This window comes from Streptomyces sp. NPDC055815 (assembly GCF_053616475.1).
In genome coordinates this window covers 184,230-207,124 of sequence record NZ_JBSHDU010000004.1, presented here as the reverse complement: position 1 = coordinate 207,124, position 22,895 = coordinate 184,230, and the positions used below count along the sequence as shown (strand labels likewise).

At 73.0% G+C, this 22,895-nt stretch carries 23 protein-coding genes and 1 pseudogene; 12 read left to right on the top strand and 12 right to left on the bottom strand.

The window, feature by feature from the left end; translation table 11 throughout:
• Positions 1–41: 41 nt before the first annotated feature.
• The 3 genes from ACWGN5_RS05215 to ACWGN5_RS05205 all read left to right on the top strand — a co-directional run bounded on the left by ACWGN5_RS05215 (position 42) and on the right by ACWGN5_RS05205 (position 1,695).
• Positions 42–701 (top strand): TetR/AcrR family transcriptional regulator, encoded by a 660-nt coding sequence (locus ACWGN5_RS05215; RefSeq protein WP_041131117.1) that lies wholly within the window; start codon positions 42–44, stop codon positions 699–701.
• Positions 702–828: 127 nt separating this feature from the next.
• Positions 829–1,056, top strand: coding sequence for a DUF3107 domain-containing protein (locus ACWGN5_RS05210; RefSeq protein WP_041131116.1), 228 nt, complete (start codon positions 829–831; stop codon positions 1,054–1,056).
• 369 nt (positions 1,057–1,425) lie between these two features.
• Positions 1,426–1,695, top strand: coding sequence for a hypothetical protein (locus tag ACWGN5_RS05205; RefSeq protein WP_453511417.1), 270 nt, complete (start codon positions 1,426–1,428; stop codon positions 1,693–1,695).
• Positions 1,696–1,718: 23 nt separating this feature from the next.
• On the opposite strand, the gene ACWGN5_RS05200 is transcribed toward ACWGN5_RS05205, so the two are convergent.
• Entirely contained in the window at positions 1,719–2,441 is a 723-nt protein-coding gene (locus tag ACWGN5_RS05200) for a ferritin-like fold-containing protein (RefSeq protein ID WP_453511416.1), read from the bottom strand.
• A 486-nt stretch (positions 2,442–2,927) separates the two neighbouring features.
• Here ACWGN5_RS05200 and ACWGN5_RS05195 point away from each other — a divergent pair, with 486 nt between their 5' ends.
• Positions 2,928–5,513: a DEAD/DEAH box helicase gene (locus tag ACWGN5_RS05195; protein WP_453511414.1), complete on the top strand. Its 2,586-nt coding sequence runs from the start codon at positions 2,928–2,930 to the stop codon at positions 5,511–5,513.
• Between the two features lie 123 nt (positions 5,514–5,636).
• Positions 5,637–6,518, top strand: coding sequence for an alpha/beta fold hydrolase (locus ACWGN5_RS05190; protein WP_453511412.1), 882 nt, complete (start codon positions 5,637–5,639; stop codon positions 6,516–6,518).
• Here ACWGN5_RS05190 and ACWGN5_RS05185 read toward each other — a convergent pair.
• On the bottom strand, positions 6,502–7,440 hold the full coding sequence (locus ACWGN5_RS05185) for an NYN domain-containing protein (protein ID WP_453511410.1): 939 nt from the start codon (positions 7,438–7,440) through the stop codon (positions 6,502–6,504). The two genes, ACWGN5_RS05190 and ACWGN5_RS05185, sit on opposite strands and share 17 nt — an antisense overlap.
• A 175-nt stretch (positions 7,441–7,615) precedes the next feature.
• Between ACWGN5_RS05185 and ACWGN5_RS05180 the strand changes: the two genes are divergently transcribed.
• Positions 7,616–7,768, top strand: coding sequence for a hypothetical protein (locus tag ACWGN5_RS05180; protein WP_099054331.1), 153 nt, complete (start codon positions 7,616–7,618; stop codon positions 7,766–7,768).
• 88 nt (positions 7,769–7,856) lie between these two features.
• On the opposite strand, the gene ACWGN5_RS05175 is transcribed toward ACWGN5_RS05180, so the two are convergent.
• From ACWGN5_RS05175 to ACWGN5_RS05165, 3 genes are all read right to left on the bottom strand, one after another.
• Entirely contained in the window at positions 7,857–8,462 is a 606-nt protein-coding gene (locus ACWGN5_RS05175) for a MarC family protein (RefSeq protein ID WP_351192827.1), read from the bottom strand.
• Between the two features lie 409 nt (positions 8,463–8,871).
• Positions 8,872–9,735, bottom strand: coding sequence for a PHP domain-containing protein (locus tag ACWGN5_RS05170; RefSeq protein WP_453511408.1), 864 nt, complete (start codon positions 9,733–9,735; stop codon positions 8,872–8,874).
• A gap of 96 nt (positions 9,736–9,831) precedes the next feature.
• Positions 9,832–10,470, bottom strand: a complete 639-nt coding sequence (locus ACWGN5_RS05165; RefSeq protein ID WP_453511406.1) for a DUF6758 family protein — start codon at positions 10,468–10,470, stop codon at positions 9,832–9,834.
• Positions 10,471–10,565: 95 nt separating this feature from the next.
• Here ACWGN5_RS05165 and ACWGN5_RS05160 point away from each other — a divergent pair.
• Positions 10,566–11,139, top strand: a pseudogene (locus ACWGN5_RS05160) (MFS transporter); the annotation flags it as partial.
• 12 nt (positions 11,140–11,151) lie between these two features.
• Here the strand turns inward: ACWGN5_RS05160 and ACWGN5_RS05155 are convergent.
• Positions 11,152–11,736 carry a suppressor of fused domain protein gene (locus ACWGN5_RS05155; protein WP_453511405.1) on the bottom strand — a complete coding sequence of 195 codons (585 nt, stop codon included), beginning with the start codon at positions 11,734–11,736 and terminating at the stop codon, positions 11,152–11,154.
• A gap of 420 nt (positions 11,737–12,156) precedes the next feature.
• On the opposite strand from ACWGN5_RS05155, the gene ACWGN5_RS05150 reads away from it, so the two are divergent.
• A complete protein-coding gene (locus ACWGN5_RS05150) occupies positions 12,157–13,284 on the top strand; it encodes a magnesium and cobalt transport protein CorA (RefSeq protein ID WP_453511403.1) in 1,128 nt (375 codons plus the stop codon).
• Between the two features lie 14 nt (positions 13,285–13,298).
• A complete protein-coding gene (locus ACWGN5_RS05145; RefSeq protein ID WP_453511401.1) occupies positions 13,299–13,805 on the top strand; it encodes a hypothetical protein in 507 nt (168 codons plus the stop codon).
• A gap of 156 nt (positions 13,806–13,961) precedes the next feature.
• Here ACWGN5_RS05145 and ACWGN5_RS05140 read toward each other — a convergent pair whose 3' ends face one another.
• Complete coding sequence (locus tag ACWGN5_RS05140) at positions 13,962–14,720, bottom strand: hypothetical protein (RefSeq protein WP_453511399.1); 759 nt, start codon at positions 14,718–14,720, stop codon at positions 13,962–13,964.
• 304 nt (positions 14,721–15,024) lie between these two features.
• Between ACWGN5_RS05140 and ACWGN5_RS05135 the strand changes: the two genes are divergently transcribed.
• The 3 genes from ACWGN5_RS05135 to ACWGN5_RS05125 are packed head-to-tail and all read left to right on the top strand — an operon-like array spanning position 15,025 to position 18,021.
• The gene (locus ACWGN5_RS05135) at positions 15,025–16,296 is read left to right on the top strand and encodes a magnesium transporter MgtE N-terminal domain-containing protein (RefSeq protein ID WP_453511398.1); all 1,272 of its coding nucleotides are present in this window, start codon (positions 15,025–15,027) and stop codon (positions 16,294–16,296) included.
• On the top strand, positions 16,286–16,843 hold the full coding sequence (locus ACWGN5_RS05130; protein WP_453511396.1) for a DUF1003 domain-containing protein: 558 nt from the start codon (positions 16,286–16,288) through the stop codon (positions 16,841–16,843). Before ACWGN5_RS05135 ends, ACWGN5_RS05130 begins: the two co-directional genes overlap by 11 nt.
• A gap of 44 nt (positions 16,844–16,887) precedes the next feature.
• Complete coding sequence (locus ACWGN5_RS05125; RefSeq protein ID WP_369146358.1) at positions 16,888–18,021, top strand: Mrp/NBP35 family ATP-binding protein; 1,134 nt, start codon at positions 16,888–16,890, stop codon at positions 18,019–18,021.
• A gap of 119 nt (positions 18,022–18,140) precedes the next feature.
• Here the strand turns inward: ACWGN5_RS05125 and ACWGN5_RS05120 are convergent, their stop codons facing one another.
• The 5 genes from ACWGN5_RS05120 to sigE all read right to left on the bottom strand — a co-directional run bounded on the left by ACWGN5_RS05120 (position 18,141) and on the right by sigE (position 22,853).
• Positions 18,141–18,743 (bottom strand): hypothetical protein, encoded by a 603-nt coding sequence (locus ACWGN5_RS05120; protein WP_453511394.1) that lies wholly within the window; start codon positions 18,741–18,743, stop codon positions 18,141–18,143.
• Positions 18,744–18,817: 74 nt separating this feature from the next.
• Entirely contained in the window at positions 18,818–19,258 is a 441-nt protein-coding gene (locus ACWGN5_RS05115; protein ID WP_453511392.1) for a sec-independent translocase, read from the bottom strand.
• 91 nt (positions 19,259–19,349) lie between these two features.
• Positions 19,350–21,089 carry a S1C family serine protease gene (locus ACWGN5_RS05110; protein ID WP_453511390.1) on the bottom strand — a complete coding sequence of 580 codons (1,740 nt, stop codon included), beginning with the start codon at positions 21,087–21,089 and terminating at the stop codon, positions 19,350–19,352.
• 76 nt (positions 21,090–21,165) lie between these two features.
• Positions 21,166–22,098: an anti-sigma factor family protein gene (locus ACWGN5_RS05105; RefSeq protein WP_453511388.1), complete on the bottom strand. Its 933-nt coding sequence runs from the start codon at positions 22,096–22,098 to the stop codon at positions 21,166–21,168.
• Positions 22,095–22,853, bottom strand: coding sequence for an RNA polymerase sigma factor SigE (gene sigE / locus ACWGN5_RS05100; protein ID WP_078908486.1), 759 nt, complete (start codon positions 22,851–22,853; stop codon positions 22,095–22,097). Before sigE ends, ACWGN5_RS05105 begins: the two co-directional genes overlap by 4 nt.
• Between the last annotated feature and the right edge of the window lie 42 nt (positions 22,854–22,895).

The following is a 22,895-nucleotide window of genomic DNA, read 5'->3' as shown; positions in this document are numbered from 1 at the left end:
GCGGCGCGACAGCGCGCATGGATCGATTTTTGGGAGGCCGCGTGAGCGCCATCGAGCAGACAGAGGCAGCACGCCCTCGGGGCACGCGCCTGCCGCGACGTGCCCGACGGAACCAGCTGCTCGGCGCGGCCCAGGAGGTCTTCGTCGCCCAGGGGTACCACTCCGCCGCCATGGACGACATCGCCGAGCGGGCCGGTGTCAGCAAGCCGGTGCTTTACCAGCACTTCCCCGGGAAGCTGGAGCTGTACCTCGCCCTGCTCGACCAGCACTGCGAGTCCCTTCTCCTCGCCGTGCGCACGGCGCTCGCCTCCACGACGGACAACAAGCTCCGGGTCGCGGCGACGATGGACGCGTACTTCGCGTACGTGGAGGACGAGGGCGGCGCGTTCCGTCTCGTCTTCGAGTCCGATCTGACGAACGAGCCCGCGGTACGCGAGCGCGTGGACCGGGTCAGCCTGCAGTGCGCCGAGGCCATCTCCGATGTGATCGCCGAGGACACCGGTCTGTCGAAGGACGAGTCGATGCTGCTCGCCGTCGGTCTCGGCGGTGTCTCCCAGGTCGTCGCCCGCTACTGGCTGTCGAGCGGCTCCGGGATCCCCCGCGACAAGGCGGTCGGGCTGCTGACCTCCCTCGCCTGGCGTGGCATCGCGGGCTTCCCGCTGCACCCGGTCGACGGGCAGCTCAGCGCCGAGGGTCACTGAACATTCCCGGACGCTGTTCGCTCCTGGCGTGCTGCGGCTGACCCGTGCGGGTCCCCTCACCGGGCTAATGTGTGCAGCGTACGGCGCGGGTGTCCGCGCGAAGGCGACCGTTCGGAGGGACATAGCCGTGGAGGTCAAGATCGGCGTGCAGCACGCACCCCGGGAGATCGTTCTGGAGAGCGGGCAGTCCGCCGAGGAGGTCGAGCGCCTGGTGGCCGACGCGCTGGCCGGCAAGGCGCAGCTGCTCAGCCTCTCGGACGAGAAGGGCCGCAAGGTCCTCGTTCCGGCCGAGAAGATCGCGTACGTGGAGCTCGGCGAGCCCGCCGTGCGCCGCGTGGGTTTCGGCGCGCTCTGAGCCCGGGATCGGACGGGAAAGGCCCGGTGGACCACTTCGGTCCACCGGGCCTTTCGTCTTCCCGCTCGGCCGCCTGAGCGGGGACAGGAGGATTCCGTCCGGCCGCCTCTGGGGACACGGGCGGATTGCGTCCGGCCGCCTCTGGGGACACGGGCGGATTCCGTCCGCCCGCCTCAAGGGGGCAACGGACGGATCCCGCTCGGCCGCCTCAAGGGGGCAACGGACGGATCCCGCTCGGCCGCCTCAAGGCGTACGGGAGAAACCCGTTCGGCCACGTCAGGAGGTACGGGAGGATTGCGTTCCGGACGCCGGGGGTAGGACGCCTCTGACCGCACCACCCGCCCCGCACCCCTCGCGAGGTGATCCTCCGTGTTCCTGGAAGCCCTCGGTTCCGCGCTGCTCGGTTTCGCCCTGGCCTGGGCCGCCGTGCTCCGGCTGCCCGACCGCCTCCCCGTCCGGGCGATCGTCCTCGTCACCGGGACGCTCGGCGGTGTCTTCGGCGCGCTCGTGACGCACGGGGCGCTCGGCCCCGGCCACTTCCTCGCCACCCTGATCGGCGCCGTGGCCGTCGCGGCGGTGCTGCTGTCGCTGTTGATCCGCCCGGCCTCGCGCCGGCTGCGCCGATCAGCGGCTGTCTGACCGGCGCAGCCGTTCGAGGCGGCTCAGGCCGCGAGGCCCAGCGCGGCCATGCGCTTGGTGTGCGCCTCGGTGATCCGGGAGAACATCTTGCCGACCTCCGCGAGGTCGAAGCCGTCCGCCACGCCGCCGACCAGCATCGTCGAGAGCGCGTCGCGCTCGGCGACCACGCGCTGGGCCTGCGAGAGCGCCTCGCCCATCAGGCGGCGCGCCCAGAGCGCGAGCCGGCCGCCGACGCGCGGGTCGGCCTCGATCGCCGCGCGGACCTTCTCCACCGCGAAGTTGCCGTGGCCGGTGTCGTCGAGGACCGCGAGGACGAGTCCGCGCGTGTCGGAGTCGAGGCGGGCCGCGACCTCCCGGTAGAAGTCACTGGCGATCGAGTCGCCCACGTACGCCTTGACCAGGCCCTCCAGCCAGTCCGACGGCGCGGTCAGGCGGTGGAAGTCGTCGAGCGCCTTCGCGAAGGGCTCCATGGCCGAGGTCGGCTCGGCGTCGACGGCCGCGAGGCGGTCCCGCAGCCGCTCGAAGTGGTGGAACTCGGCCGAGGCCATCTTCGCCAGCTCCGCCTTGTCCGCGAGGCTCGGCGCCAGCTTGGCGTCCTCGGCGAGCCGCTCGAAGGCCGCGAGCTCTCCGTACGCGAGGGCGCCGAGGAGGTCGATCACGGCGGCCCGGTACTGCGGCTCGGCGGAAGCCTCCGCCCAGTCCTTGGCGGCGATCCCGGTGGGTGTGGCGTTGTCAGGCGTCTCCATGGAGCGCACAATAGCTCGCTCGCGCGGCCCGGGAAGGCCCTGGTCAGTCAGTGTGACCGTGCCCTCATCACCATTTCTCCCAACACACATGCGCGAATCCGGGGTACAGTGATAAGGCGCCTGCTGAGTATGCGGACATGCTTTCGCACGTTCGGACGTATTCGGTGGGCCGACTCATGAATGAGGATGCCCGGTCGGTGGCCCGATCGGCTCCGGCCCGACAGCCCTTCCGGCGGACCCGCGGAAGGGTCACCCTCAGCGGTTCGACGCTCGAGCGACGGCAGTGGTCCCGTGCCACCCGGCGGTGATCTCCCCTGATCCCCCCGGAAGATCCCGGCACGGTGAGACCCCCTTCGTTCGCCTCGCGCCGCGTCTCACAGAAGAGGCAGCACCCTGACTACGACTTTCCGAGAACTCGGAATCCTTCCCGAGACGGCCGAGGCCCTGGAGGCCGTCGGCATCGTCAACCCCTTCCCCATCCAGGAGATGACCCTTCCGGTCGCCCTCACCGGCACCGACGTCATCGGCCAGGCCAAGACCGGCACGGGCAAGACCCTCGGTTTCGGCCTCCCCATCCTGGAGCGCGTCACCGTCCCGACGGACGTCGAGGCCGGCCGGGCCAAGCCCGAGCAGCTGACCGACGCCCCGCAGGCGCTCGTCGTCGTCCCCACCCGCGAGCTGTGCCAGCAGGTCACCAACGACCTGCTGACCGCCGGCAAGGTGCGCAACGTCCGTGTGCTCGCCATCTACGGCGGCCGGGCGTACGAGCCGCAGGTCGAGGCGCTCCAGAAGGGCGTCGACGTCGTCGTCGGCACCCCCGGCCGTCTCCTCGACCTGGCCGGCCAGCGCAAGCTCGACCTGTCGCACGTGAAGGTCCTCGTCCTCGACGAGGCCGACGAGATGCTCGACCTGGGCTTCCTGCCCGACGTCGAGAAGATCATGAACATGCTTCCGGCGAAGCGCCAGACCATGCTGTTCTCGGCCACCATGCCGGGCGCCGTCATCGGTCTCGCCCGCCGCTACATGTCGCAGCCCACCCACATCCGGGCCACCTCGCCCGACGGTGAGGGCGCGACCGTCGCCAACATCAAGCAGCACGTCTACCGTGCGCACAACATGGACAAGCCGGAGATGGTCTCCCGCATCCTGCAGGCCGAAGGCCGCGGGCTCGCGATGATCTTCTGCCGTACGAAGCGCACGGCGGCCGACATCGCCGAGCAGCTGGAGCGGCGCGGCTTCGCCTCGGGCGCCGTCCACGGCGACCTGGGCCAGGGCGCCCGCGAGCAGGCGCTGCGCGCCTTCCGCAACGGCAAGGTGGACGTGCTCGTCTGCACCGACGTCGCCGCGCGCGGCATCGACGTCGAGGGCGTCACCCACGTCATCAACTACCAGTCGCCGGAGGACGAGAAGACCTTCCTCCACCGCGTCGGCCGCACCGGCCGCGCGGGCGCGAAGGGTACGGCGGTGACGCTGGTCGACTGGGACGACATCCCGCGCTGGCAGCTCATCAACAAGGCGCTCGGCCTCGACTTCCACGAGCCGGTCGAGACGTACTCCTCGTCCCCGCACCTCTACGAGGAGCTGGACATCCCGGCGGGCACCAAGGGCATCCTGCCCCGCTCCGAGCGGACCCGCGCGGGTCTGGGCGCGGAGGAGCTGGAGGACCTGGGCGAGCCCGGCGGCCGCCGTGGCCGTGCCCCGAAGGCCGCCGAGAAGACCGAGGAGCGCCCGCCCCGCACGCGGACCCCGCGCCAGCGTCGCCGCACCCGCGGCGGCAGCGAGCTCGACGACGCCCCGGCGACGACGGCCCCGGCCGCGGTCACCGAGGCCCCGTCGGACGAGCCCACCCCGCGCACCCCGCGCCGTCGCCGCCGCACCCGCGTCGGCGCGCCGGGCTCCGCACCGGTGGCGCCGCAGGCCCCCGCGGCGGCCCCGGCCGCCGTCGAGGCCCCGGTCGCCGTCAAGGCCCCGGTCGCCGTCAAGGCGCCCGTCGTCGAGGCCCCCGTCGTCGAGGCGCCGGTCGCCCCGGCCCCGGTCGTCGAGGCCCCGGCCGCGGTCGTCGCCGAGGAGCCGAAGGCTCCCCGTCGCCGCACCCGTGCCGCCGCCCGTCCGGAGCCCGTGGCCGCCGCCCCGGCCCCGGAGCCGGCTCCGGCCCCGCGCCGCCGCCGTCCCCGGGTGGCGCGTCCGGTCGAGGAGACCGTGACGTTCCAGACGCCCGAGAGCGCCGCGGTCGCCCTGATGGCGACGCGGACCGTCGAGGAGCCGGTCGTCGAGGCCGCTCCGGTCGTGACCGAGGAGCCGAAGAAGGCCCCGCGCCGCCGGGCCGCGAAGAAGGCCGTGGCGGAGCCGGTGGCCGCGCCGGTCGCCGTCGCCGCTGCGGTCGCCGCGCCGGTCGTCGCCGAGCCCGTCGCCGCCCCGGTGGCCGAGCCGGTCGTCGTCGAGGCGCCGGTCGTCGAGGCTCCGGTCGTCGCCGAGGTCCCCGCGCCGCGCCGTCGCCGCACCGCCCGTCGGCCCGCCGGTTCGCCGGTGACCGCCGAGGCGCCGGTGGCCGAGGCCCCGGTCGTCGAGCCGGTCGCCGAGCCGGTCGCGGAGGAGCCCGCGCCGCGCCGTCGCCGCGCTGCCCGCCGTCCCGCCGGTTCGCCGGTGGCCGCGGAGTCCGCCGGCGAGGTCATCATCGTGGCCGCTCCGGCCGCCGCTCCGGTCGCCGAGCCGGCCGCCGCTCCGGTCGCCGCTCCGGTCGTCGAGGAGGCCCCGAAGAAGGCCGCCCCGCGCCGCCGTACGACGAAGAAGGCCGTGGCCGAGAAGGCCGTCGCCGAGGCGGTCGTCGCCGAGGCGGTCGAGGAGGCCCCCAAGGCTCCCCGTCGCCGCACGACGAAGAAGGCGGTCGCCGCCGAGGCCCCCGAGGCCTCCGCGCCGAAGACCGAGCCGAAGGCTCCGGCCCGCCGCCGTACGACCAAGAAGGCCGCGGCCGCCGAGGTCGAGGCCGCGGCTCCGGCTGCCGAGGAGGCCCCGAAGAAGGCCGCCCCGCGGCGCCGCACCACGAAGAAGGCGGCGGCCCAGCCGGAAGGCTGACCCCGCCCCGCACCATCCGAGCGGCCGGCCCCTCCAGGGGGTCGGCCGCTCGGCCGTGCGCGCCCACCGCGCAGGCCCACGGCCTGGTGCGCGAGCCCCCGGCCGCGCCGTTACAGTCCACCTATGAGCAAGCCCCGTTCCCTCGTCCTGCCGCCCCGCGCCCGTGCCCGTCGGCTCGAGACCGTGCGGGGTCCGTTCGCCGTGCTCGACGCCGAGGCCGCGGGGGTGCGGCGGGGCACGGTCCTGCTGCTGCCGGGGTACACCGGCAGCAAGGAGGACTTCATCGAGCTGCTCGGGCCGCTGAGCGAGGCCGGGTACCGGGCCGTGGCCGTGGACGGGCGCGGACAGAACGACACACCGGGCCCCCGGGGCCGCGCGGCCTACCGCCGCAAGGCGCTCGCGCTGGACGCGGTGGCGCAGGCCGCGGCCCTCGGGGACGGCCCCGTCCACCTCGTCGGGCACTCCTTCGGGGGTCTGGTGGCCCGCGCGGCGGCCGCCCTCGCGCCGGGCGCCTTCCGCTCGCTCACCCTGCTCTCCTCGGGCCCGGGCCGCGTCGCCCGGCCGCAGCGGATCCGGGTGCGGGTGCTGCGCGCCGCGCTCGCGGTGCTGCCGAAGGAGCGGGTGTGGCAGGCCATGTGCTGGCTGGACAGCCGGGGCGAGGAGCCGGCGACGGGCGACACGCCGGAGCTCGCGGGCTTCCTGCGGCGCCGCTGGATGCGTACCCGGATCGCCCAACTCGCGGGCGCCGGGCGGCTCCTGCTGGACCGTCAGGACGGTACGGAGGGTCTCGCCGCCCTGTCCGTGCCGCTGCACTTCGCGTACGGGACGGACGAGATGGTCTGGTCGCCGGAGGACCTCGCGGTGGCCGCGGCCCGCACCGGCGCGCACCGTACGGTCGTGGCGGGCGCCGGCCACTCCCCCAACGTCTCGCACCCCCGGGAGCTGACGGAGGGCCTCACGGGCTTCTGGGAGCGGACGGACGCGAAGGTCAGTACTGCGCCTTGAGGTGCTGCCAGAAGCCGTCGCGCAGCGCCCGTCGCAGTGCGGCGTGGCCGCGCAGGGAGCGGCTGAGGAGGCGTTCCGCCTCGACGAGCAGGTCCTGGTCGACCGGCCCCGGCAGATAGGGCGCGCCCGGCAGGAGCTCGGCGAGCCGGTCCCGGCCCTGCCCGGCGAGCCAGGTCGCGGCGATCTGGGCGCCGACGAAGCGCACCTCCTCGCGGGAGGGCGGCGGCTCGCCCTCGTTCTCGTACGTGGTGACGGGGCGGCGCGTGACGTACGGCCGGCAGAAGTCGAGCTCGAAGGTGCGCTGGCTGTCGACCTCCCAGAGCAGCGCCTCGGCCTGATTGCGTCCCTCGGCGGCCTCGATGCCCCAGAGGTGGACGCGGGCGCCGTAGCCCTGGGCGGCCTCGACGGCCGAGACGAGGTCCTCGTCGCCGCCGACGAGGGCGGCGTCACTGATGGCGCGGTGGCGGGCGAGGGACTCCAGGTCGCTGCGGATGAGGGAGTCGACGCCCTTCTGCTGGTTGTTGGCGTTGAGGTTGCCGAGGCGGACCTTGACGTCGGGGAGTTCGGCGATGGCCTGCTGCTCGGGGGTGTGGATCCGGCGGCGGGCCCCGTCGTACCAGTAGACGCGGAGGAGCCGGCTGTCCGCGAAGATCGTGCGGGCCGTGTCGATGAAGGCCTCGATCAGGCCCTCGGCGTCGAGGTCGAAGGAGCGCCGGTCCTCGGTGCCCGCCACCAGCAACCCGGCCGCAGCATGGACGTAACCTGCGTCGACGAAGATGGCGTGGGTGGACGGGGTCTTGGCGACCTCGGCCAGCATCCGCCGCAGGAGCTCATTGGTGCGCTCCAGGCGGGCGTCCAAGGCATCCAGGCGGGCTTCGGTCGTGGTCTCGGTCACCTGGGCGGTGGTCTGTGCGTCGTTCATACGGGGCTCATTGTCCGCCGCTCGGGGCGGTGTCGCCACACCCCATCACCGCAGGTCGTTAGCCATCCGAAAATTTTCCTTAGCGTAGGGAATGTTTGCAGGATGCATGGCGTTGGACCCGTACGTAACGCAGTTCTCCGCCCAGGAGGATCAACTCAGACGAAGGGAGAAGCCCATGCGCTTCGAAATCCTGCGACTCGACGACATCGACGGCACGCCTGTCGACTCCACCGTCGTGGACGCCGCCTCCGTCAATCGGATCGTGCAGCAGGCCGCCGCGATCGGCCAGCGCATCTGGATCCGCCCCGCCGAGACCTCGGCCTCGTAACAGGCCCGGTCCACACCACGCACCGCGCCCCCGCACGGACTTCGCAAGAGCGGAATCCGTACGGGGGCGCAGTGGTGTCCGGGGGGCCTCAGGCGTTCTGGATCACCTGGGTGATGCCGTTGATGATCTGCTGCACGGCGATGGCGGAGAGCATCATGCCGGCGAGCCGGGTCACCAGGACGACGCCGCCGTCCTTGATGACGCGGATGATCAGCAGCGAGTACCGCATGGTCAGCCAGAGCACGACGTGCATGGCGGCGATGGCGGTCCAGACGGAGACCTGCGAGGCGACGCTGTCCGCGTTCTGCACGGCGAGGATGACGGAGACGATCGCGCCGGGCCCGGCGAGCAGGGGCATGCCGAGCGGCACGAGGGCGACGTTGACGTCCTTGGTCTGCTTGGGCTCGTCGGTCTTGCCGGTGAGCAGGTCGAGCGCGATGAGCAGCAGCAGGAGACCGCCCGCGATCATCAGCGCGGGGACGGAGACGTGCAGGTAGTCCAGGATCTGCTGGCCGAGCAGGCCGAAGACGGTGATGACGCCGAAGGCGACGGCGACGGCCTGCCAGGCCATCCGGCGCTGCACCTTGGCGGGACGGCCGGAGGTGAGGGCGAGGAAGATCGGGGTGATCCCGGGGGGATCCATGATCACGAAGAGGGTGAGGAACAGCGAGCCGAAGACGGCGACGTCGAACACGGTGGGGTGCCTTGCGGGAGTGGTGGAACGGTGGGGTGTACCCCTACGGGGCGGAATACGGGATTCCGGCGACAGGGCGGGAGAAGCTCCACCCCGCGCACGGCGCGGAGCCGTACGGGGGCGGACCAGGAAGAGGGAGGCCCGGGAGGGTCGGAGCGGACGCCCGCCCGCGCCGGCGGAACCGGGCGGGGACGGGGTGGACCACCGGGAAGCGGATCCCGGTCACCCCGGCCGGGGCGCGGACCCGGCGGACGGGCCCGGCGGCCCGCTCCGAGGAGCGGACCCGGCCGGCCGGCGCGCCGGGAAGCGGATCCCGGGCGGACCGCCGCGGGTCACGCGTCCCCGGACGGGCCGGTTCCTGGGAGCCGGGGTCGGGGCCGTGCGGCTGCCCCGGTCCGCCCGAAGGGCCTCAGGCGGCGGGTCCGCCGGCGCCCGGCACCGGGAAGGCGCCCGACGCGCGGCGGGTGATCTCGCCGTAGATCTCGGGGTCGGTGGTGTACTCGCCGAGGCGACAGGTCTTGCGGCTGCCGTGGTAGTCGCTGGAGCCCGTGGTCAGCAGACCGAGCTCCTTCCCGAGTCCGCGCAGCCGGGCGCGGGTCGCCTCGTCGTGGTCCATGTGGTCGACCTCGATGCCGTCGAGTCCGGCCTCGGCGAGCCGGGCTATCGAGGCCTCCGGCAGCACCTGCCCGCGCTTGACGGCGAGCGGGTGCGCGAAGACGGTGACGCCGCCGGCCGCCTTGACGAGGCGGATCGCGTCGACCGGGTCCAGCTCGTGCTTCTCGACGTACGCCCGGCCGCCGTCGGCGAGCCACTCGGGCGTGAACGCCCCCGACACGTCCGGTACGACTCCGAGCTCGACGAGCGCCTCGGCGACGTGCGGGCGGCCGACGGAGCCGTCGCCGGCGATCCGGGCGACCTGCTCCCAGGTGACGGGGACGCCGAGCTCCTGGAGCTTGCCGACCATGCCGCGGGCGCGCGGCACCCGGTCGTCGCGGACGAGTTCGCGCTCGGCGAGGAGCGCCGGCTCCGCGGGGTCGAAGAGGTACGCGAGCATGTGGAGCCCGATGCCGTCCATCCGGCAGGAGAGCTCGGCCCCGGTGACGAGGGTCAGCCCCTCGGGCAGCGCGGCGATCGCCTCGGCGTGGCCGCGGGTGGTGTCGTGGTCCGTGAGCGCGACGACGTCGAGCCCGGCGGCGGCCGCGTTCCTGACGAGCTCGGCCGGGGAGTCCGTACCGTCGGAGGCCGTGGAGTGGGTGTGCAGATCGATGCGCACGACGCGGTACTCCAGGGCTCGGCAGGGACGGAGGGACGCTCCAGCATAACGGGCGAATCGAACACGTCCGTACGGAACGTCACCGGAAGACAGGCCCTAGCCGAGCAGCCTCGGGGTGAGCGCGCCGCAGGGCAGCAGGTCGACCTCGGCGCCCGCGTCGCGCAGGTCCGTCAGGACCAGTTCGTCGTACATGAGGAGGCCGGACTGCTCGGGCCAGACGATCGCCCACAGCCACAGTCCGCGCGCCTCGCCCGCGAAGACCGCGCGGTCCTGCGGGGCGCCGGTGACGTGCCAGAGCGGGGTGGGCCGGCCGGCGGCGAGCACCTTCGCCTGGGGCGGCTTGTCGATGGCCATGCCGGAGCCGGGGTCGAGGCCGTCGATGCCGGCGTACCGCGCACCGAGTCCGACGCCGAGCTCCTCGGCGATCAGGAGCAGCTCGCCGATCCCGCCGAGCGGGCCGGGGCCCGAACAGGCGACGGCCGTGGCGCGTCCGCCGCTGCGGTCGTCCCCCGCGTACGCGACGCCGGTGAAGAGCCAGCCGACGGGCAGGGGCCACGGCATCCACACGGGGACGTGGGAGCGGTGCACCACCACCCCGAGGCCTTCGACGCTGGGTGGGATCACGGGCTGGAGCGGGTGCACCGAGCCGTGCACATCACACTGCCAGGAGTCGGCGAAGAGACCGGGCACCCTGACCCTGCCACCGCACTTCGGACAACTGGGTTCGCCCCTCATAGGGCTCAACGGTCCTAGCTCTTCCGCTCCGCGTCAAGGACGACCGCACACGATCACCCGTCCGGCCGGGCCGGTTCACCCAGGGCCCGGGAGGGGTGACCGGCTTCGTCTCCAGCCGCATCGGCGGCCGCAGGACCCTGCTCGCCGGCCTCGCGCTCGTCGTCGTCTTCGCCGCCCTCGCCGGCACCTCCGACACGGTCGGCCGGCTGGTCGGCTTCCGGGCCGGCTGGGGCCTGGGCAACGCGCTCTTCGTCTCGACCTCGCTCGCCGTCATCGTCGGCGCCGCGGCCGGCGGCAGCGCGGCCGCGATCCTGCTGTACGAGTCGGCGCTCGGCCTCGGCATGGCCTGCGGGCCGCTGCTCGGCGCCGCCCTCGGCAACGCCAGCCGGCGCTCCCCCTTCTTCGGCACGGCCGCCCTGATGGCGATCGGCTTCCTCTGCATCACGGTCTTCCTCAAGGAGCAGCCGAAGCCGGCCCGGAAGACCTCGCTGCTCGACCCCCAAGATCGAGGAGTGGAGCGACGTCCACATGCCCTTCGTGGTGGCCGGCGCGGCCGCTGTCATCGGCGCCGTGATCGTCCGCGTCCGTCGCACCGCCCTCACGCACGAGGTCCGGGAACTCGCCCCGAAGCACGCCACCGAGGACGGCGTCGGCGTCTTCGCGAGCTGAGAGCCGAAGGCCTCAGTCCAGACTCACGGACCTGCGCAGCGGATCGCGCAGGTCCGTCCCCTGGGTCAGCCAGCGTTCCTCCAGGGCCTGGGCCCCGTGCACCCGCTTCCACGCGGCCTCGTTCGAGGTCATCGGGAGGAGCGGCAGGAAGCGGACCGGGTCCATCGGGTCGTCCAGCTCCAGGTCCTCCACCAGGCCGCCCGACTCGGCGACCAGCACCGAGCTGAAGGGGGCGCCGGGCCAGAGCGGGTCGCCGACGTCGAGCGAGGCGCCCGGGGCCACGACCACGCCCTCGACCTGCGGGGTGGCCGCGAGGACGGCCAGCGGGCGCAGCACCTTGTCGGTGTCGGCGAGCCCGCCCCGTACCGTCAGGACGAGCTCCGCGCGCGGGCCCTTCACCGGGTCGGCGAGCGCCGAGGTCGGATCGGCCATCGGCTGCGCGGACATCCCGAGGGTCGCGTACCGCACGAGGTCGCCGTCGACGAAGCGCAGCACCTCGATCCGGTCCGTGCCGAGGAAGGTCACCGCGGCCCGCGCGTCCGGTTCGCCGAGCGCCGTCCGCAGCCGGGCCTCGACGAGTGCAAGAACTTCTCCCATGTGGGGAGCATAGATCGCGTATGGAACGGGCAAAGGAAGGGATTGACCCTCTGTCGGCTGATAGTGTTGGCCACTGGTCGGGATTCCCGACTGCTCGTCACACGTCATCCCCGACAGGGGACCGGCCGGAGGAGGTGGGACTGCGATGGACCGAAGTCGATCGGGCAGTACCAGCCGCTCTTCCGCCGCTCCGCACCCCAGCCCGGTGCGTTCCTCCCGGTGACGTCCGGGTCCGGCACGGACCCGCCCCTCCGGCATCTCGCACGACGGAAGAGCAATTTTCGCCTTCCCCTGTCTGTAGCGACCGCCGTCTCCGCGCTCCTTCGGTGCCGCCCGCTTTGTGGACGACGTACCTCTCCGTCCCCATTCCGGGCTGTGCCACGCTCCGCGCCGACGGCCGATCCGTGAAGGAGCACGCCCATGTCGATGATCCGTGACCTCACCGCCGCCGTCCGCCCGAGCTTCCGGCACACCCTGCGCAAGACCCCCACCACGTACACCTCGTACGACCCCACCCGCGACCACTCGGCCTCCAGCGCCGTGGTCGACTGCGCCGTCTACCGCGACGGGCGCCGGATCGACGACCGCGCCTGCCTCACCCCGCGCGGCGCGATGCGCCAGGTGCGGGAGAGCGGCGGCTTCGCCTGGATCGGCCTCCACGAGCCGACCGAGGCCGAATTCGCCGGTATCGCCGCCGAGTTCGGGCTGCACCCGCTGGCCGTCGAGGACGCCGTCCACGCCCACCAGCGGCCCAAGCTGGAGCGGTACGACGACACCCTCTTCACCGTCTTCAAGACGATCCACTACGTCGAGCACGCCGAACTCACCGCGACCAGCGAGGTCGTCGAGACCGGCGAGGTCATGGTCTTCACCGGCCCCGACTTCGTCATCACCGTCCGGCACGGCGGCCAGGGCTCCCTGCGCAACCTCCGCCACCGCCTCCAGGGCGAGCCGGAGCTCCTCGCCAAGGGCCCCTCGGCCGTCCTGCACGCCATCGCCGACCACGTCGTCGACGGGTACATCGCGGTCGCCGACGCCGTCGAGCTGGACATCGACCAGCTGGAGATCGACGTCTTCTCGCCGGCCGCGAAGGGCTCCACGCGCGGCACGGACACCGGCCGGATCTACCAGCTCAAGCGCGAGGTACTGGAGTTCAAGCGGGCCGTCACGCCGCTGCTCCGCCCGATGCAGCTGCTCTCCGAGCGGCCGATGCGGCTCGTCGACCCCGACATCCAGAAGTACTTCCGGGACGTCGCCGACCACCTCGCCCGCGTCCAGGAGCAGGTCGTCGGCTTCGACGAGCTCCTCAACTCGATCCTCCAGGCCAACCTGGCGCAGGCGACCGTCGCGCAGAACGAGGACATGCGCAAGATCACCTCGTGGGCGGCGATCGTCGCCGTCCCCACGGCGGTCTGCGGCGTGTACGGCATGAACTTCGACCACATGCCGGAACTGCACTGGAAGTACGGCTACCCGATGGTCCTCACCGGCATCATCGCGGTCTGCTTCACCATCCACCGCACCCTCAAGCGCAACGGCTGGCTGTAGATAGGCTTCGGGCCATGACAGAAGAGCTGCTCGGGCCCGCCCTCGTCGAGGAGGCCACCAAGAAGTCCGGCCTCGTGTGGGTGCGCGGCACCGGACCCGCCCGCGCGCTCTGGCACGTCTGGCACGACGGCGCCGCGCACGTCGTCGGCGACGGCCCCGGCGAGCAGCCGCTGCCGGGCCTGGTCGACGGCGGTACGGCCGAGGTGACCGTCCGCAGCAAGGACAAGGGCGGCCGGCTCGTCGCCTGGACCGCCGATGTCCGCGAACTCTCCCCCGGTACGGAGGAGTGGGAGGCGGCGGTCGCCGAGCTGAAGGGCAAGCGGCTCAACGCCCCCGACGGCGAGGCCATGCCGGGGCGCTGGGCGCGCGAGTGCCGGATCGTACGGCTCGACCCCCGCGCCTCGACCACCGAGCTCCCGGACGGCTCCCTGGCCGCCGTACCGCTGCCGACCTCGGCGAACACCCGCCGGCCGATCCCGGCGGGCCTCCCGAAGCTGCTGTTCCGCAAGAAGAAGCGCTAGCCAGGTGCGGGGCAGCTGCTCCGCCGGGAGCGCCAGGCGCCGGCCCTCGGGCAGCTGCTCCGTCGTGAGCGGCCCGCCCTGGCTCCGGGGCAGCTGCTCCGTCGTGAGCGGCCCGCCCTGGCTCCGGGGCAGCTGCTCCGCCGGGAGCGTCAGGCCCTACGTGCGGGGCAGCTGCTTGCCGTAGTCGAGGGTCTCCTCCTTCGACGGCTCCGCGAGCGGGAAGTCCTTGTTCCACTCGGAGAGCACCACGACCCCCGCTCCCCCGCCGCGCGCGAACTGCACCGGGTACGGCAGGCCGTCCAGGGACACGTCGAGCGTGCCGCCCTCGCCGTCGGCGCCGCCCTTGACCTTGACCGTGCGGACCCCGCCGATCTGGTCCCGGTCGCCCTTGACGACCTCGCCGTGCAGGCCGATGAGGCCGTCGAGGAGCGGCCCCATGTCGGTGAAGCCGCGCAGCTGCTTGTACGAGGGGTCGCCCTGCGGGACCTTCACGTACTTGTCGTCGAGCGTGTCGGCGGCCTCGGAGTCCGCCTCGGACGGCGTGTCGCCTTCCTTCTCGTCGTGGGCCCAGAAGCCCGCGTCGGCCTTCAGATAGAGCGCGTCGCCGACCCGCAGCAGCTCGAAGGTGCTGTTCTTCGTCGTCACCGAGCCGGTCGCGCCGTTCTGCCTGAGGCGCATGTCCAGCTTGAAGGTGCCGCCCTTGCTGACCAGGGTGCCGGAGAGCCGTACGGCCTTCGCCGAGTCCGCCGCCGACTGCGCCTTCTGCTCGATCTCGGGTGCGGAGAGTCTCCCCACCCCGTTCGTCCCCTCGTCAGGATCGGCGGCGCAGGCCGTGAGTCCCACCGTCAGTCCGGCGCAGAGCGCCAGGGGCGTGACGGCCCTGCGGATACGCGATGACGGGGTACGAACGGTCATCTGCGCTACCTCTCGTTGTCGTGGGGGGCGACGGGCACGGCCCGTACGGGTTGCCGCGGGCGGCCGCGTTCCGGCCGGGCGGAGGAGACGGGTCCGGTGCCGGGGCCGATGGGGGGAACGGCAGACCGGCAGCGTACCCGGGCCAGGTGACGGGCCCCGCAGGCAGCCGTACGGAGTCTCTGCCGGGGCGGGGCGGAACGGCACGGGCTAGCCTGAACCAGGCAAAGCTCTGCAATCACCGGCAAAGCTCTACGCCGAGACGCATCGACGACTCGAATCGTGCGGCACCGAGGAGGCGCGTGGCATGGCGGCAGGCGCCCCCCGGATCTTCGTCTCCCATCTCGCCGGAGTCCCGGTCTTCGACCCCGTCGGCGACCAGGTCGGCCGCGTCAGCGACCTCGTCGCCATGCTCCGCGTCGGCCGCCGGCCGCCCCGGCTGCTCGGCATGGTCGTGGAGGTGCTCAGCCGGCGCCGGGTCTTCGTCCCCATGACCCGGATCACCGGCCTCGCCTCCGGCCAGGTCATCACCACCGGCGTGGTCAACATGCGGCGCTTCGAGCGGCGGCCCACCGAGCGGCTCGTCCTCGGCGAGCTCCTCGACCGGCGCGTCACCCTGGTGGAGTCGGGCGAGGAGGTCACCGTCCTCGACGTCTCGATCCAGCAGCTGCCCGCCCGCCGCGACTGGGAGATCGACCGGGTCTTCGTCCGCAAGGGCAAGGGCGGGGTCCTGAGCCGCAAGGGCGAGACGCTGACCGTCGAGTGGTCGGCCGTCACCGGCTTCTCCCTGGAGGAGCACGGCCAGGGCGCCGAGAGCCTGCTCGCCACCTTCGAGAAGCTGCGCCCCGCCGACCTCGCCAACGCCCTGCACCACCTCTCCCCCAAGCGGCGCGCCGAGGTCGCCGCCGCCCTCGACGACGACCGGCTCGCCGACGTCCTCGAGGAGCTGCCCGAGGACGACCAGGTCGAGATCCTCGGCAAGCTGAAGGAGGAGCGGGCCGCCGACGTCCTGGAGGCGATGGACCCGGACGACGCGGCCGACCTGCTGTCCGAGCTGCCCGAGGAGGACCAGGAGCGGCTGCTCACCCTGATGCAGCCGGACGACGCGGCCGATGTGCGCCGGCTCCTGGCGTACGAGGAGCGCACGGCGGGCGGTCTGATGACGACCGAGCCGATCGTGCTGCGCCCGGACGCCACCGTCGCGGACGCCCTGGCCCGGGTCCGCCAGCAGGACCTGTCGCCGGCGCTGGCCGCGCAGGTGTACGTGTGCCGGCCGCCGGACGAGACGCCGACCGGGAAGTACCTGGGCATGGTGCACTTCCAGCGGCTCCTTCGCGATCCGCCGTTCACGCTGGTCAGCTCGCTCGTGGACAGCGATCTGCCGCCGCTCGGCCCGGACACCCCGCTGCCGGCCGTGACCAGCTATCTCGCCGCGTACAACATGGTCGCCGCGCCCGTGGTCGACGAGAGCGGCTCGCTGCTCGGCGCGGTCACCGTCGACGACGTGCTCGACCACCTGCTGCCGGACGACTGGCGGGAGACCGAGTTCCACGAGGAGGGGGCCGGGCATGGCCGCTGAGCGCACGCAGGACCGGGAGCGCGAGCGCTCCGTGCCCCGCATCCGGCTCGACCTGCCGCGCGAGCGTCGGTCCCGGCTGCTTCCGGAGTACGACCCCGAGGCCTTCGGGCGGCTCTCGGAGCGGATCGCCCGCTTCCTGGGGACGGGCCGCTTCCTGGTCTGGATGACCCTGACGATCGTCGTCTGGGTGCTGTGGAACATCTTCGCGCCGGGGTCGCTGAAGTTCGACGAGTACCCCTTCATCTTCCTGACGCTCGCGCTGTCCCTGCAGGCCTCGTACGCGGCGCCGCTGATCCTGCTCGCGCAGAACCGGCAGGACGACCGGGACCGGGTCAACCTCGAACAGGACCGGAAGCAGAACGAGCGGTCGATCGCGGACACCGAGTACCTGACCCGGGAGATCGCGGCGCTGCGGATGGGCCTCGGCGAGGTCGCCACCCGCGACTGGATCCGCTCGGAGCTCCAGGACCTGATCAAGGAGCTGGAGGAGCGCCGGGATCTATTCCCGTCGGGCGACGAGCGCGGAAGTGACGTACCCGACCGTTGACAGCCCTTTCATGGGCCCGTGGTCGGCGCCGTACCATCGTCGGTATGGCTACGGAAGACGCGGTGCTCGAAGCACTGGCGACGGTGAACGACCCTGAGATCAACAAGCCGATCACTGAGCTCGGCATGGTCAAGTCGGTGGAGATCGAACCGGACGGGAAGGTCGCCGTCACGGTCTACCTGACGGTCTCCGGCTGCCCGATGCGCGACACCATCACGCAGCGCGTGACCGAGGCCGTCTCCCGGGTCGAGGGCGTCACCTCCGTCGACGTCTCGCTGGACGTGATGAGCGACGAGCAGCGCAAGGAGCTGGCGGCGGCGCTGCGCGGCACGAGCGCGGAGCGCGAGGTCCCCTTCGCGAAGCCGGGCTCGCTGACCCGGGTGTACGCGGTGGCGTCCGGCAAGGGCGGCGTCGGCAAGTCCTCCGTGACCGTGAACCTGGCCGCGGCGATGGCCGCCGACGGGCTGAAGGTCGGTGTCGTCGACGCCGACATCTACGGCCACAGCGTGCCGCGGATGCTGGGCGCGGACGGCCGTCCGACCCAGGTCGAGAACATGATCATGCCGCCGTCCGCGAACGGCGTGAAGGTCATCTCCATCGGCATGTTCACCCCGGGCAACGCGCCCGTGGTGTGGCGCGGACCGATGCTGCACCGCGCGCTCCAGCAGTTCCTCGCGGACGTGTACTGGGGTGACCTGGACGTCCTCCTGCTCGACCTGCCCCCGGGCACCGGCGACATCGCGATCTCGGTCGCGCAGCTCGTCCCGAACGCGGAGATCCTGGTCGTCACCACCCCGCAGCAGGCGGCGGCCGAGGTCGCCGAGCGGGCCGGCTCGATCGCCGTCCAGACCCACCAGAAGATCGTCGGCGTCGTCGAGAACATGGCGGGCCTGCCGTGCCCGCACTGCGACGAGATGGTCGACGTGTTCGGCACGGGCGGCGGCCAGAAGGTCGCGGACGGCCTGACGCAGACCACGGGCGCGACGGTCCCGGTCCTCGGCTCGATCCCGATCGACGTGCGCCTGCGCGAGGGCGGCGACGACGGCAAGCCGGTCGTCCTGTCCGACCCCGACTCCCCGGCGGGCGCGGCCCTCCGCGCCATCGCCGGCAAGCTCGGCGGCCGCCAGCGCGGCCTCTCGGGCATGAGCCTGGGCATCACGCCGCGCAACAAGTTCTAGCGGGTTGTGGGCAGGCGTTCCGCAGGGGCGGAACGGGTGGGCACAACCCGCTCACCGGCCGGCACGGCCCGCGCAGCGTGAAGGGGCACCCCGATCCGGGGTGCCCCTTCGTCATGCCGTCAGGCGTACGCGCCGAGGTCCTTCACGCGCGAGAACCCCAAGCCGTACGCGCTCATCCCCCGCCCGTACGCCCCGATGTGCACGTCCCCCGCGGAGCCCGCGAGGACCCAGCCGAACTCGGTCTCCCGGTAGTGGAACGGCACCGGCACCCCGTCCACCGGCAGCGACAGGGGCGACCACGCGGGGCCGTCCAGGTCGTCGGCGAGCTCGAAGGCCGTCTCCGTCTGCTGGTCCAGCCAGTGGTCCCGCAGCGCGTGGTCGAGCGAGGCGGGCCAGGTGTGGGCGAGGAGCCCGGAGCCGGCCAGCCAGGCGGCCGAGGAGACCGTGGTGGCGTCGAGGACACCCGTACCGTCCCCGGTGCGCCGCACGGGGTTCGCCGCGACCGTCACGACGACGGCGAAGCGCTCCTTCTCCGCGCCGCCGGCCTCGGACTTTATCGACGGCTCGTCACCGTGGCCCATCGAGCCGTGCTGGACGGTACCGTCCGCGGCCGTACCGATCTGCATCAGCCGGCGCGGGCCGGTGAACGCCTCGTCGAGCCCGTACCAGGCGAAGGGTGCGCGCAGAAAGCCATCGGCTTCCACCCGACTCGTCGTCTTCATTCCGGCCGCCTCCTCGTTGCGTCAACAGAGGGAGGATAGCCACCGCTGAGGAGCGAGTCGGTGACAGGCCGTCGTCAGGTGGCGTCGGAGTCGTACGGAGGACGCTCACCGGTGTCCGGCTTGTCCTGCTTCTTCAGCAGGTCCGGAGAGCCGTTGACCGCCGCCGGAGCGGGCGCGGACGGGGTCTCCCGGCCGTGGACGGCGTCGGCGACCTCGTTCATCTCCTTCTTGAGGTCGAACGTGCCGCGCAGCTCCTTGAGCTCCTTGAGGTCCTCGTTGCCCTCCAGCTGCTTGCGGAGGAACGTCTTGGGGTTGAGGTCCTCGAACTCGAAGTCCTTGAACTCCGGGCCCAGCTCACTGCGGATGTCCTGCTTCGCGCTGTCGGAGAACTCGCGGACCTTCCGGATGAAGCGCGAGACGTCCTGGATCACCTTCGGGAGCTTGTCCGGCCCGAAGACGAGCACGGCGAGGACCACGAGCGTCACCAGCTCGAGTGCGCCTATGTCGCTGAACACCTAGTAGCTCCTTCACGCCGGTCCAGGGCCCGGTCCACGGTACCCGCCGAAACTGTCCGACGGGTACCTCGGGGCGTCCGCCACATGGCGCTCAGGTGCCCTGGGAGGACCCGAGCGTCAACGTCTTTGTCAGCTCTTTGCCGTTACGGGTCAGGGTGAGCTCCAGCTTGTCGCCGGGGCGGTGGGCGCGGATCTTCACGATGAGCTCCTCGCCGTTGTGCACGCGCTGGCCGTCGACCTTGGTGATGACGTCCCCGGGCCGGAGTCCCGCCTTGGCGGCCGGGCCGCCGGCGGTGACGGACGCGGAGCCGTCCTTGCCCTTCTCGCCGACGCGGGCGCCGTCGCCCTGGAACTGCATGTCGAGGCTCACACCGATGACGGGGTGGGTGGCCTTGCCGGTGTTGATGAGCTCCTCGGCGACGCGCTTGCCCTGGTTGATCGGTATCGCGAAGCCGAGGCCGATGGAGCCGGCCTGGCCGCCGCTGCCGCTCTCGCCGTCGCCGGCGGCGCGGATGGCGCTGTTGATGCCGATGACCCGGGCCTTGGAGTCGAGCAGCGGGCCGCCGGAGTTGCCGGGGTTGATGGGGGCGTCGGTCTGGAGCGCGTCGACGTAGCTGATGTCGCTGCCGTCGCCCTTCTCGCCGCCGGCGGTGATCGGGCGCTCCTTGGCGCTGATGATGCCGGAGGTGACGGTGTTGGAGAGGTCGAAGGGGGCACCGATGGCGACGACGGGGTCGCCGACGCGGACGTTGTCGGAGTTGCCAAGCGGCAGCGGCTTGAGGCCGGAGACGCCGGTGACCTGGACGACGGCCAGGTCGTAGCCGGTGTCCTTGCCGATGAGCCTGGCGCGGGCCGTCTCACCGCTGGAGAAGGTCACCGAGATGTCCCCGGAGGAAGCGGCGCCGTCGACGACGTGGTTGTTGGTGAGGATGTGGCCCTTGGTGTCGAGGACGAACCCGGTGCCGGTGCCGGAGGATCCGTTGCCCTTGACGTGCAGGGTGACGACGCCGGGCAGGGCGCTGGCGGCGATCCCCGCGACGCTGTCGGGAGCGCGGTCGGTGTCCCCGGCCTCGGCCTGCGGGAGCTCGACGGTGGTGATCCCGCCGTTCCGCTCGACGTACGCGCCGATGCCGCCGCCGATGACGCCGGTGACGAGGGCGAAGACGAGCGCGCCGGCGACCGCGAGGCCCTTGCGGGACTTCTTCGCGGGCTGCGGCGGGACGCAGGCCCCGGCGGCCGCCCAGGGGTCGTACTGCACCCAGGGAGTCGTCTGGGGCTGCGGCTGGTGATGCGCCTGCGGCGGTACGGCGGCGGGCGGCCGCTGCACGGGCGGCGCGGGCGCCCACGGCCCGGGCTCACCGTAGGGCGGCGTCCGGTACTCGTCGGGCACGTGGAGGGGCTGCCGAGCCGGCTCCGCCGGGGGTACGGGGAGGGGCTCGGGTTCGGGGGCCAGGGGCTCAGCGGCGGGAGCGGACTTCGTCAGCTCGACGACCGGCGCGGGCGCGGCCACCGGAGGCTCCACGGCGGGTGCGGGCGCCGCTACCGGAGGCTCCACGGGGGGTGCGGCGGCCTGCTCGGGCTCGCCCGTAGGCGCGGGCGTCGCCACCGGCGCGGGCTCTCCCGTCGGCGCGGCGGCCGCCGGTGCGGGCGCGGACACGGGCTCACTCGCCCGCGTCGGGCCCGCCTGTTCCTGGCCCTGGTCCGGGTTCGGCTGGGGTGCGGGCAGGGGGAAGTCGCCGTCGGCTTCGTCCGCCGGCGGCGGCGTGGGTATCCGCGCCGCCTCCGGTGTGGTCGAAGGCCGGCTCCACCAGTTCGGCTTCCCGTTGTTCATGCTCTCCCCGCAACCGCTGACCCGTCCGCGCCCCTGGGTCGGGCGCCCTGCCCCCTGGATTCAACCAGGTCGCGGGTCAGCGGGGGGAGCCGAGCGGCTCGGTCGTCGGGCTGGCCATCGGGCTGGGCCCGGGGGCGAAGGCCAGCTGGAGGGCCGGAGTCGTCGGTCGTATGAACGGCGAGAGGGCGAGCAGCGACTGCGGGGCCTGGTTCCGGAGCCGTACGGCCACCAGCGGCGCGGCGGCCGAGCGCACCGCGTCCGGCGGGACCGCGCCCGACGGAACCGTGCCCTGGCCCGTGGCCACGACCGGCCCCTGCGGGACCGCGGCCGGGGTGACCCCGGCGAGCGGCTCGGCCCCGTCGACGGACTGGGCGCCCGGACGCTCGCCGGAGCGGGTGCCCCGGCCGATCGCCGTGCCCGTGCCGCCCCCGGTCGCGGTGGCCCGCAGCGGGGTGACGGCGCTGCCGCTGCCCTGGGGGCCGCGCGCGCTCGCGCTCACCGAGGCTTCGAGGGGCAGGGTGCCGCCGAGGGCGATCGCCGCGAACGAGACGGCGCCGGCCGCCGCGAAGGCGAAGCGCCGGCCCCGCCCGGCCGGTCCGGAGCGGCGGTGGCCGACCTCGTGGATGCGGAAACCGGCCCCGGGGGTGCCGGGGTGCGGGGTGACGACGGCGGCGGTGGCGAAGCCGTCGGACTTCACGCCGCCCGCGCCGAAGAGCTCTTCGAGGGGCCCGCGCGGTCCGCCGGGTCCTCCCGGCTCGCCGGGTCCCCCGGGGAGGCCCTGGAGCCGGGCGAGGAGGCCCTCGGAGGGCGGTGGCGGAGCCGCCGAGGCGAAGACGCTCTTCAGCGTGCGCTGGGCGTCGGCCTCGGCCTTGCAGCGGGCGCAGGTCGCGAGGTGGGCGAGGACCCGCTCGCGGGCGTCGTGGCCGAGTTCGCCGTCGACGAGCGCGGCCAGCCGGTCCCCGAGGTGGTGCTCCGCGGGGGTCGGTGACGTGGGACGTGTGCCGCTCACGCTGTCCCTGCCTCCCATCCGACGGAGGCGAGGGCACGCTCCGCCCGGGCCTCGGGCGAGCGGTGCTTGAGCGCCTTGCGCAGGTGGGAGCGGCCGCGGTGGATGCGGCTGCGGACGGTGCCGAGCTTCACGCCGAGGGTCGCGGCGATCTCCTCGTACGAGAGGCCCTCGATGTCGCAGAGGACGACGGCCGCGCGGAACTCGGGCGCGAGGGTGTCCAGGGCCTGCTGCACGTCGGCGTCGAAGTGCGTGTCGTTGAACGCCTGCTGCGGCGAGGGCTCGCGGCTGGGAAGCCGCTCGGCCGCGTCGTCGGCGAGCGCGTCGAAACGGATGCGCTGCTTGCGGCGGACCATGTCGAGGAACAGGTTGGTGGTGATGCGGTGCAGCCAGCCCTCGAAGGTGCCCGGGGTGTACGTCGACAGCGAGCGGAAGACGCGGACGAAGACCTCCTGGGTCAGGTCCTCGGCGTCGTGCTGGTTGCCCGTCAGGCGGTAGGCGAGGCGGTAGACCCGGCCACTGTGCGTGCTGACGATCTCCTCCCAGGTGGGAGGGGTCCACGCCTGCGATTCCGCATCCGATGCGAAGGTCGCGGTGGTGGGAGCGGAGTCGGTGGTGCGGAAACGGTCAGCGGTGTCGGTCACGGATTTCGGCTCACCCGCCGACCTGAGAAGACGCCGAAGCACTCCTCCCCGATCCACAGGCGCAGCCGCACCTCCCCTGTCGGCTCTGGTGGTGTCCAGTGGAGCCCCTACCATAGCCACCTCGCCCGTTAGCTCCGGATAAGAATCTTTACGCGA

Excerpts from the sequence above, each read along its gene's own strand:
- ACWGN5_RS05200 (WP_453511416.1), bottom strand. The coding sequence starts at position 2,441 with ATGGAGACGCCTGACAACGCCACACCCACCGGGATCGCCGCCAAGGAC.
- ACWGN5_RS05195 (WP_453511414.1), top strand. The coding sequence starts at position 2,928 with ATGACCCTTCCGGTCGCCCTCACCGGCACCGACGTCATCGGCCAGGCC.
- ACWGN5_RS05190 (WP_453511412.1), top strand. The coding sequence starts at position 5,637 with ATGAGCAAGCCCCGTTCCCTCGTCCTGCCGCCCCGCGCCCGTGCCCGT.
- ACWGN5_RS05185 (WP_453511410.1), bottom strand. The coding sequence starts at position 7,440 with ATGAACGACGCACAGACCACCGCCCAGGTGACCGAGACCACGACCGAA.
- ACWGN5_RS05180 (WP_099054331.1), top strand. The coding sequence starts at position 7,616 with ATGCGCTTCGAAATCCTGCGACTCGACGACATCGACGGCACGCCTGTC.
- ACWGN5_RS05165 (WP_453511406.1), bottom strand. The coding sequence starts at position 10,470 with ATGAGGGGCGAACCCAGTTGTCCGAAGTGCGGTGGCAGGGTCAGGGTG.
- ACWGN5_RS05155 (WP_453511405.1), bottom strand. The coding sequence starts at position 11,736 with ATGGGAGAAGTTCTTGCACTCGTCGAGGCCCGGCTGCGGACGGCGCTC.
- ACWGN5_RS05150 (WP_453511403.1), top strand. The coding sequence starts at position 12,157 with ATGTCGATGATCCGTGACCTCACCGCCGCCGTCCGCCCGAGCTTCCGG.
- ACWGN5_RS05145 (WP_453511401.1), top strand. The coding sequence starts at position 13,299 with ATGACAGAAGAGCTGCTCGGGCCCGCCCTCGTCGAGGAGGCCACCAAG.
- ACWGN5_RS05140 (WP_453511399.1), bottom strand. The coding sequence starts at position 14,720 with ATGACCGTTCGTACCCCGTCATCGCGTATCCGCAGGGCCGTCACGCCC.
- ACWGN5_RS05135 (WP_453511398.1), top strand. The coding sequence starts at position 15,025 with ATGGCGGCAGGCGCCCCCCGGATCTTCGTCTCCCATCTCGCCGGAGTC.
- ACWGN5_RS05130 (WP_453511396.1), top strand. The coding sequence starts at position 16,286 with ATGGCCGCTGAGCGCACGCAGGACCGGGAGCGCGAGCGCTCCGTGCCC.
- ACWGN5_RS05125 (WP_369146358.1), top strand. The coding sequence starts at position 16,888 with ATGGCTACGGAAGACGCGGTGCTCGAAGCACTGGCGACGGTGAACGAC.
- ACWGN5_RS05120 (WP_453511394.1), bottom strand. The coding sequence starts at position 18,743 with ATGAAGACGACGAGTCGGGTGGAAGCCGATGGCTTTCTGCGCGCACCC.
- ACWGN5_RS05110 (WP_453511390.1), bottom strand. The coding sequence starts at position 21,089 with ATGAACAACGGGAAGCCGAACTGGTGGAGCCGGCCTTCGACCACACCG.
- sigE (WP_078908486.1), bottom strand. The coding sequence starts at position 22,853 with ATGGTAGGGGCTCCACTGGACACCACCAGAGCCGACAGGGGAGGTGCG.